The organism is Pseudanabaena sp. CCNP1317 (genome assembly GCF_034931345.1).
GTDB classification, from domain to species: domain Bacteria; phylum Cyanobacteriota; class Cyanobacteriia; order Pseudanabaenales; family Pseudanabaenaceae; genus Pseudanabaena; species Pseudanabaena galeata.
Genome location: NZ_JAYGIF010000124.1, coordinates 1 through 9,525, shown reverse-complemented (window position 1 = coordinate 9,525; position 9,525 = coordinate 1). Strand labels below are relative to the sequence as shown.

The window sequence follows — 9,525 nt, the reverse complement described above, 5'->3', positions numbered from 1 at the left end:
AAGAGGACTTTCAGAAGGCAGTGAATTTGATCAATCACAGACCCAGAAAATCACTTGACTATCGTACTCCTTACGAAGTATTCTTTGCTTCATCAGAACCCGTTGCATTTCATCCTTGAATTGGCGTTGCTTAGGAAATAAAACCAAAAAGATGAGTGGCGGCGCGAAGCGCCGCCACTCATCTTTTTGGTTTTGATTTGTCCTATCTATCTCTTGCGTTGCTATATATCTGTTTACAGTCCATTACCGATCGCAAAGAATGCTGACCAGTAATTAGGATGATTGTATTGTGTGGATTTGATCAAGGCAACTTGCGCTCGACGTAATGCTTCCGTAACTGTGACATCACCTTTTTGAAGTTCACCATAAAAAGCAGTCATGAGTGCTTGTGTACCTGCATCATCGACTTTCCAGAGAGAAGCGATCGCCTGTTTTGCTCCAGCTTTCTGCACTTGATAGCCAAATCCCAAGATTTCTACGCCATCACCAAGTTTGCCAACACCAGTCTGACAAGCACTCAGCACTATCAAATCTATATTCGGAATTTGCCAATCGGTGATTTCACCTAAGCGGATTTTGTCGCCATTGCCGAAGATGATGAAGGAGTTATCTGGTACACCAGTATTAAATTCGGCATGGGTGGCGAGATGCAGAATATTATGATTTTTGAATTTGGACTCGATCGCTTGGCGGCTAAAGTTTTCTTCGGTTAAAGTGACTGAGTTTTGAAAAGAATTGGCGATCGATTGGACTTCCTTAAGGGTTGCGGGTAAAGCTGTTTGTCCAAACTTCTTCTCTCCTGCTTTACCACCAAATGCTCCTGCAAGGATGTTGGGTTGTATCTTTTGATTTGGGGTAAAGTCGAAGAGACTATAGGCGATCAGATTACTTATGCGATATTTCTCTGCTAACCATTGTTTTCCATCATAGAGTGCGGCGATAGGAATATATCGCAAGATGCCATCGGGTGCATAGAGAATGGTGGTGACTTTGGCTTGGGTGAGTTCGATTTCGATGGGTTTAATTAACAATTGATAGAGTTGTGCCGCAGGTTCTTTTACATCTTCAGAGCCAGCATCAAGGAGTCCCGCTCTAAAATCAATCACTAGGGTTTCTAGTTCTTTTTGAGAGATTTTGACGGTGCGGCTGATGGGGATGGTATTAGGTGTGAAGAGGATAATTTCGAGTCTGTCATCTAAAATCAAGGGATAAAGTAAGGCTGTGCCTTGAGGGATTTTTTGGAGATAGTCGGGTACTTTGTTGATTTCTGATTTGGGAAGTTGTTGGATCTGCTTAGCAAGTTGGCTATTAATTTCAGGACTATTGTCAAAGCTAACCGCTAATAGCTTATCGCTAATCGCTTTCTCTGGTGATAAAAGTCTGACACCTTGCGCCGATCTGTCACTGCCTTTGATGTTTTTGAGATAGTCTTCAAGTTCTTGGACTTTGAGGAGGTCGAGGACTTGCAGAGCTTCGATGATGCGTCCTTGCTGAATCAGGAGGTCGGCTAGGCGTTTATAGCTGCTAGAGACCGTTTCTAAATAAGATTTTTGGATGTCTTTATCGAGTTTGCGGATATCTTTGCGGATTGCTTCGCGGACGTTGATCGATTGTTTGTAAAAGAGAATCGCGAGTTCGGGTTGCTTAAGGTTTTTAAAAACAACCCCAAGATTATTGAGCGCATTTCCTTCACCGCGACGGTCTTTGATTTCCCGCGCGATCGCTAAGCTTTGCTGATGAAACTCGATCGCTTTGTCATATTTGCCGAGGGAATAGTATGCGTTCCCCAGATTTCCCAGCGAATTTCCCTCACCGAGACGGTCTTTGATTTCACGTTTGATTTCTGAACTTTGCAGATGGAACTCGATCGCTTTGTCATATTTGCCGAGGGAATCGTAAGCGAGTCCCAGATTTCCCAGTGACTGTCCCTCACCGAGACGGTCTTTAATTTCCCGCGTGATCGCTAAGCTTTGCTGAATGAACTCGATCGCTTTGTCATATTTGCCGAGAGCTTGGTAAGTAATCCCCAAATTTCCCAGAGAAATTCCTTCGCCACGACGGTCTTTGATTTCTCGATCGATCGCTAAGCTTTGCAGATGGAACTCGATCGCTTTGTCATATTTGCCGAGGGAATAGTAAACAAGTCCCAGATTTCCCAGCGACTGTCCCTCACCGCTACGGTCTTTGATTTCCCGCACGATCACTAATACTTTCTGTAAGTAGTCAATCGCCTTGTTATATTTAGCGAGGGCTTGGTAAGCGACACCTAGATTCCCCAGCGACTGTCCTTCACCTAGTCTATCCTTGATTTCCCTTGAGATGGCTAATCTTTGCAGTTGGTAATCAATCGCTTTGTCATATTTGCCGAGGGAATAGTAAGCGAGTCCCAGATTTCCTAGCGCTGCTCCCTCTCCGTTACGGTCTTTAATTTCTCGTAAGATTACTAAAGCTTGCAGATGGAACTCGATCGCTTTATCATATTTGCCGAGGGCATCGTAAGCAATTCCCAGATTTCCCAGTGACTGTCCCTCACCGCTACGGTCTTTGATTTCCCGCGCGATTGCTAATCTTTGCAGATGGAACTCGATCGCTTTGTCATATTTGCCGAGGGAATAGTAAACAATTCCCAGATTTCCCAGCGACTGTCCCTCACCGCTACGGTCTTTGATTTCCCGCGCGATCGCTAATCTTTGCAGATGGAACTCGATCGCTTTGTCATATTTGCCGAGGGAATAGTAAGCGAGTCCCAGATTTCCTAGCGCTGCTCCCTCTCCGCTACGGTCTTTGATTTCTCTATAAATTGTCAATGCTTGCTGCCATGACTGAAATGCGGCTTCAAACTGGCTAATTTGATATTGCTGAATCCCTTGTTGCAGTAGCCGATCTGCTTTTGCTTTGCGACCTTGATTTGTTTGCGCTTGAATGCTTTCACTCATCACTATCTGCACTTGCCCACAAGCCAAAAAAGTCAACATCGCAATCCCAACAACCTTATTCATCGCCCACATCCTCACATTTACATCAAAACCCGCAGTTACCTACCAGCCAGCATAAAGCGATATTCCGAGAAATAGGTATTCGTTACAAAAAATATAACCAACCCAAAATCGAAACTATCTACTAGGTGATATAAGTAGATCGTCAAAAGAAACCTGTAAATGCACAGATCCCCGACTTTTTCTAAGCTAGCAAAGGCTATTTGCAAATTCACAAAAAAAGTCGGGGATCTCAACCTAAGCTTTTTAAGTTTTCTTATGCCTAGCTACTTAATTCTTGTGAAATGATCACCCCCCGCAATGATCGATAACGTTTGTAAATTCCTCGCAGAAAGCTACTCCACTGATTTTGCCAGTTGGCTACTAGGCAAACCCATCACCCTAACCAAAATCGAACAATCCGAACTCGCAGTCGAGCCAATTCGTGCCGACTCCGTAATATTTCTCGAATCAGCCGAAATCAATCATCCTACACATCGAATTTCAGACCGAACCCAATCAAAATATCCCCTTCCGCATGACCGACTAAGGACTATTACCCTTTGCCACCCTATCCCAAACCAGCGCCCCCCGAAGAAACCTTAAGACAAGTGGCAAGGCAAATCGAAAATATTGCCGATAAACAACTCCAAAGTAACGTCGCCGCCTCGACCGCTATAATATCTGGTATAGCCCTAAGCAAAGAAATCATCAAAAGATTACTCAGGAGCGACATCATGAAAGAATCAGTGATTTATCAAGAAATATTACATGAAGGTACCTCTACTCTTTTGCAAAGAAAACAGTTGTTTGTGGCGAAGCTTCGCCACAAACAACTGTTTTCTTTTTCCTAGTCATGGATGAACTTGTCCTAAGATTGCGCCAAGGCGATCGTAGTCATCCTTTAATAAAATGCTCAGCTTGCGACCTGCCTGAACTAACCAATTGCGATCGCATTTTCTCACTTGATAGACATTACGTAATACTGCGGCAATTAACTCATCCACAGGCGCATTCGTCATTTGGACTAAGGTTCTTAAAAAGTTTAACTCTTCCGTAAAGTTCTCAATTTCTAATTCTTCACAACCATAAACCGCTTGATGGATTTGGGGTGGTTGCGAAGGTAAGTGCTGATAGATATTACCAACGGAACTAAAGCCCAGTAGGACAACTTTGATTTCGGAACGGAGCATAGCAAAAATTTGGGGTTGTTGTTCGCGTAACTCTTGTAGGCTTAGTCCTAGTGCCACAGCACGGTGAACAGAATCAATCGGTGCTGTCGTCGCATGATAAACCACACCATAGGCAATTACATCGCTATTTTCATCCTGTTGTGACTTTACCCAACTACCAAAAGCTGGCATCAAAGGGAAATCAAGATTGTCAGGTTCAAGGCATTGAGCTAAAAATTCAGTGGTAGAAGTTGCCACAACTTCAGCAAGATGTTGGGGATGGCGATCGCGTCTAGATTGAGACAAAGGTACAAACATTAACTGAATTTCTTAAATGTCAAATAAAGCATCTGCTGCTCTGCGACCACCCCAACGCTGCACGATTAGATCATCATAGTGATCAGCGCTCTCTAAGACCTCAGTTAGAGACAGTTTAAATTCATTTTGTTGGCAAGACGCACCCAGTAAAGTTACATGAAACCTGATATCCCCTTCATCTTCCATACTAAAGCCGCCAAAGCGGAAAACATCATTCTGTTTGAGCAAATAGAGCATGAGGTCATCACTTACTTCAACATCTGTCGCAACATAAGCCCAAATATAAATGATAGATTCTGAATCACGAAACGGTCTGATCTCCACAAGTACAGTTGCGGAACCAAACTGCAAACTAAAAATGGGATTATGGGTAACAGGATTGGATACGCGATCGCAAATATCTGGTAGCCAAGCAGCTACTTTGTGATAACAGTCTTGTTGTGCTTCTGATTGAAAGTTCACGCCTGCAACTTACCATTTACTTAAAACCTTTAAGAGTTTACCGCATAATTACAGGGCTTTGCACTTAAACCAAAACCATTGGTATTGCGGGCGCTTCGCATCGCAATACCAATTTTTAGAGACTTCGCTCTAAAGCTCTTTCTCCACCCCAAGCCTCAACGATCGCATCATCATATTTATCAGCAGTCTGGAGAACTGAGGATACTGAGGTTTGTAATTCGTCGCGATCGCAGGTGGAGCCAACTAAGGTAGTATGAAAACGAATATCACCATCGTCATCAATACTAAACACCCCAAATTGCAGCTCAGAATTTTTTTTAAGCAGGAATTTCATCAGATCTTGAGTAATTTCTGCTCCAGTTACTACATAGGACCAAGTAGAAATGATCGCTTCTGTATTTCCCCAAGGTAATACTTCGACTGTGGCTGTGGCTGAGCCAAGGGGTAACACAAACACAGGCATATCGTAGGGAGGCGAGTAGACATCTTTGTATAAGTCTTTTAGCCAAGGCTGAATCTTTTCGTAACAAGCTTGCTGGATGGGTGTCTCAAATTTCATTGCCTACGATCCTATGTCTTATTTCTATCTATCCAATTTAGTGAAGCCTGATTGCACTTGAATTCAAAATTTTTGGATTTATTTAATAATCTTGTTACAAATAATAAACCTTTTCCGTATTCTGTGTTACGAGTTATAGATGTACTAAACAAAGACTTGGGCTTGGAGACCAAGCCCCTACATTTTGATAGTAGGGGCTTGGTCTCCAAGCCCTCTTTCCTGTTTTATGGGACGTTCAGGATCAAACTTGAAACCATCAAAAAAAGTTTCTATTCCCCTTGAAGTTGAAATAGGGATATTCGTATCAGGAACCCCGATCGCCTTAGCTGCATTTTTCCAAAGATCTTCACGATTTACGGCATCAATGATTTCTTTAGTCTCAAAATCAGCAGGCAAATTATTCCATCGACGATATTCAGTGAGAAACCAGAGATCATGACTTTTGTAAGGATAAGAAACGGAAATCCCATCATTTGACCAATACTTGATGGGATTAGAGTTATCTATTTTTAGTCTTCTCATTTTTTGTTTAGGACTATTTTTAAAAAGCTGAGAAAATATCTTAATTGGCTGCGATATAAGATTGCGGCTATCATTGAAGCTCAAGGCTAAAATCGTGTCTAATTCTTGGGCATTGGCTGGATCATCACACCAGATCTGCGCTTCCATAATTGCTTGGATCAGAGCTTGAGTAGCGATCGGATATTTATCAACCCAATCAGCCCGTATGGCAAGAATTTCCCCTGGATAATTACGCCAGATTTCTCCGATCGCGATCGCAGGATCAGCTAGATTTGCTTCAATTAATTGCAGACTATGCCAGCTATCTAAACAAAGTAGATCAGCTCTATTCTGTTTTACTTGGGGAATGATCTGATCAAATGGAATCTCCAGAATATCGATACTCTTTTGAGGAATCACATCCATTGAGTCTAGCCAATATCTGAGCCATAGATCATAATTACTACCAAGTTCTGCGATCGCTCCATTCATTGGTTTCCCAAACAATTTGGCAATATCTTGCCAAGGCGAAAAGGTTGCTCGTTTCAGTTGAATGCCAAAGGGCTTAAGTCTTTTAGACACAACAATATAGCCGCCATGCGTATGCAGACGCATCAACACATACATAGCAGTTTTACTTGTATGTCGATTAATCAAGCCCTCATTCAATAGTTCTGGCAAAGGACTATAAAAATGTCCACCATCAATACCCTGATTATTTGTGCCAAACTTAGTGCCTATTTCCGTGCGATCGCAGATACTTTTCCACGATTGAAATGGAACCAGTTCCACATTAGTCATGCCATATTTAGCGAATAGTTTTTTGTTCTTGGCAACTAAAAGAGGAGCGATTTCGATGGATGGAATAATACCAAGTCGTACCGATGGTACTTCAGGGCTATCCGACACCTTGGTATCAGTTTTAATCTGAAAGGGTTGGTTAGATATAGGTCGTGACGTACAGTTACTCAGCAAGAGTGTACTTGCTGCTATGCCAAAACTAGTTAGGATCTTACGTCTAGAAAGTTTCATAACATTTGATCTGTTGGTAATTAGCTAGGCATAAAAAACTAAAAAAGCAGAGATTAAGATCCCCGACTTTTTCTAAGCTACCAAAGGTAATTTGCAAATTCACAAAAAAAGTCGGGGATCTGGGCTTTTACAGGTTTCTTTTATGACCTACTTAGCTTAAAAATGAATGGACTATATCTAGGATACGCTGACTGGATTTGCCATCGCCAAAGGGATTAGCAATATTTGCCATTTGCTCATAAGCACGGCGATCGCCTAGTAATTGGGAAGCTGCCGCCACAATATCCGCAGTTTCAGTCCCGACTAGTTTGCTTGTACCTGCGGCAACCGCCTCTGGACGCTCAGTGGTAGAGCGTAATACTAAAACAGGTTTACCGAGACTGGGCGCTTCTTCTTGCAAGCCGCCTGAGTCACTCATGATCAAATAACAGCGCTGCATAGCCCCAACTAATTGTTCATAGTCCAGAGGCTCAACTAAGAAAATGCGCGGATGATTGCCCAATTTCGCAATTAAAGGTTCTCTTACTACAGGATTGAGATGCATCGGCAACACCAGAGCCACATCAGGGAAATCCGCCAAGATCTGTAACCATGCTTGGATGATTTGGGCTAAGGGTTCTCCCCAATTCTCCCGACGATGAACGGTTGCTAAGATGACGCGATGAGCCTTCCAATCTAAGCCTTTAATCTCACAGTTTGGCGATCGCTCTGAAACGTATAACAGCGCATCAATTACGGTATTGCCTGTATTGTGAATGCCTGTTTTGACACCAGAAACTTTGAGATTCTCCACTGAGGCTGAAGTAGGGGCAAAATGAAGCTGAGCGATTTGCGACACTAAGCGACGATTGGCTTCTTCAGGAAATGGATTAAATAGATTGTCGGTGCGGAGTCCAGCTTCTACATGACCTACAGGAACTTGCTGGTAAAAAGCGGCTAAAGCGGCAGCAAAGGCGGTGGTCGTATCACCTTGAACTAAAACAATATTTGGCTGAATTTCTTTGTATAACTTCTCTAAACCGATCAAACTATTGCAAGTAATCTGGGTAAGCGTTTGCTTCGGCTGCATGATATCCAAATCATAATCTGCTTTGAGTTCAAACAATTGCATTACTTGTTCCACCATTTCCCGATGTTGTCCAGTTAGAATCACTGAAGTTTGAAACTGAGGATTATTTCTAAATAGATGAATGATCGGGGCAAGTTTAATTGCTTCTGGACGAGTTCCTAAAGTAATACAGACATGGAATTGAGTTGACACAATAATCCCTACTAAACAAGCTTTCTGACGGTGATTTGCTTACGCAGCAGCCCTGTGCTCAAGTGCGCTGCTCAAAGATTAACCCCGTTGAAAGGGTTTACTTGAAATTATTCTTAAGTCCACTTCAGTGGACTTAAGCTTTTAGACAAGAACTTGAGTTCTTGGTGTGCGTAAGTCCTACCTATAATGCACCAATTGGGGTGTCATAGATGTAGTTTTAGGAGCCTTGCTACCGCCAAAGACTGCATGAATTCCTCTCAAGGTGGCAATAATAATCACACAAACAACTAAATATTGAGCAAATTGGATTGCAAAAATTGGGGTTTTAATTAAAGCTTGCCAAGAAATTTTATTTGCGAAGGTTTGCTCCTCAGTTTGAGAACCTCTGATTTCTTCGGAGTCAGGAATTACAGGGATATCAGAAAGAAATAGTAACTCTGAATCTTGAGAGGTTCGCGTATTATCTAAATCAGAATTGGGATAGTTAGTGGAACTAAGATTTGGCAATTGTTTGGGAACACTAGTTTCTCCAAACATTTCATCTAGATCGGGACTAGATGCTACGGAATTTGTTTCTCTATTGGCGCGATCGCTGGGATCATTTCGCTCTAGCATAGATTTGGGTGGGAATACTGGTAAAGGAGGTATTCTAGGACTTTGTTTAGTCTCAGTGATTCCGCCATTTTCCCTAATATTCAGAGATTCCTGCTCAACTAAGTAAATTTCCTCTGTCCATGCAGGTTCATCAAATCCTGTTTGTTGCCAAGACACGGTGATCCGAGAAACTGTTTTTACTTCAAGGGTGATGAACCATTTTTTGAGCATTCCCACTAGCACTTGCCGATTAGGAATTCGCATCTCATCGTCTAGCGATCGCAAATCCGACTCAATCAAAATTTCTAAGCGATCGCCATCACGCTCAACGTTTGCCAACATTGCTTGAGACTTAAGCAATCGATTCATGAGCGAGGCGATCGCATTAACGTTACCTTGTTTGGCTTGTTCAACTAGTGGATTTTGAGTCATGGCATCAACCTCAGACGCTGATCCTAAAAATATTTTTCAGATTAAGCCAAATGTATCAGATTTTTGCAACTATATCTTTAATCCCAATAGTAATTTAACGTGAGTTCGACGCACTAAAAGATGGCAGGAGGAAGAGCAGGCAAGCCTTTGAAGAGAAGATCTAAAGCAGGTTTAGTCTCTCGATATGTATAAGCAACCAACCCAGCTAAAAGGTTGACA

7 protein-coding genes and 2 pseudogenes are annotated in these 9,525 nt (G+C 42.4%); 2 read left to right on the top strand and 7 right to left on the bottom strand.

Translation table 11 applies throughout. The annotated features are described in order from the left end of the window. Positions 1 to 119 (top strand): annotated as a pseudogene (locus VB775_RS26605) (IS30 family transposase); the annotation flags it as partial. Between the two features lie 114 nt (positions 120 to 233). Here the strand turns inward: VB775_RS26605 and VB775_RS22180 are convergent. Further along, entirely contained in the window at positions 234 to 2,999 is a 2,766-nt protein-coding gene (locus tag VB775_RS22180; protein ID WP_281008225.1) for a CHAT domain-containing protein, read from the bottom strand. Positions 3,000 to 3,296: 297 nt separating this feature from the next. On the opposite strand from VB775_RS22180, the pseudogene VB775_RS26600 reads away from it, so the two are divergent. Beyond that, positions 3,297 to 3,754: pseudogene (locus VB775_RS26600) on the top strand (flagellar assembly protein H); the annotation flags it as partial. A 75-nt stretch (positions 3,755 to 3,829) separates the two neighbouring features. Here VB775_RS26600 and VB775_RS22165 read toward each other — a convergent pair. The 6 genes from VB775_RS22165 to VB775_RS22140 form a co-directional block, all read right to left on the bottom strand. Further along, on the bottom strand, positions 3,830 to 4,465 hold the full coding sequence (locus tag VB775_RS22165; RefSeq protein WP_281008223.1) for an HAS-barrel domain-containing protein: 636 nt from the start codon (positions 4,463 to 4,465) through the stop codon (positions 3,830 to 3,832). Between the two features lie 12 nt (positions 4,466 to 4,477). Continuing rightward, positions 4,478 to 4,927: a T3SS (YopN, CesT) and YbjN peptide-binding chaperone 1 gene (locus VB775_RS22160; protein ID WP_281008222.1), complete on the bottom strand. Its 450-nt coding sequence runs from the start codon at positions 4,925 to 4,927 to the stop codon at positions 4,478 to 4,480. Positions 4,928 to 5,042: 115 nt separating this feature from the next. Beyond that, a complete protein-coding gene (locus VB775_RS22155) occupies positions 5,043 to 5,486 on the bottom strand; it encodes a T3SS (YopN, CesT) and YbjN peptide-binding chaperone 1 (protein ID WP_281008221.1) in 444 nt (147 codons plus the stop codon). 177 nt (positions 5,487 to 5,663) lie between these two features. Continuing rightward, positions 5,664 to 7,019, bottom strand: coding sequence for a CmpA/NrtA family ABC transporter substrate-binding protein (locus VB775_RS22150; protein ID WP_281008220.1), 1,356 nt, complete (start codon positions 7,017 to 7,019; stop codon positions 5,664 to 5,666). Positions 7,020 to 7,170: 151 nt separating this feature from the next. Further along, a complete protein-coding gene (wecB, locus tag VB775_RS22145; protein ID WP_281008219.1) occupies positions 7,171 to 8,280 on the bottom strand; it encodes a non-hydrolyzing UDP-N-acetylglucosamine 2-epimerase in 1,110 nt (369 codons plus the stop codon). Positions 8,281 to 8,457: 177 nt separating this feature from the next. Beyond that, positions 8,458 to 9,306 (bottom strand): hypothetical protein, encoded by an 849-nt coding sequence (locus VB775_RS22140; protein WP_281008218.1) that lies wholly within the window; start codon positions 9,304 to 9,306, stop codon positions 8,458 to 8,460. Positions 9,307 to 9,525: the final 219 nt, after the last annotated feature.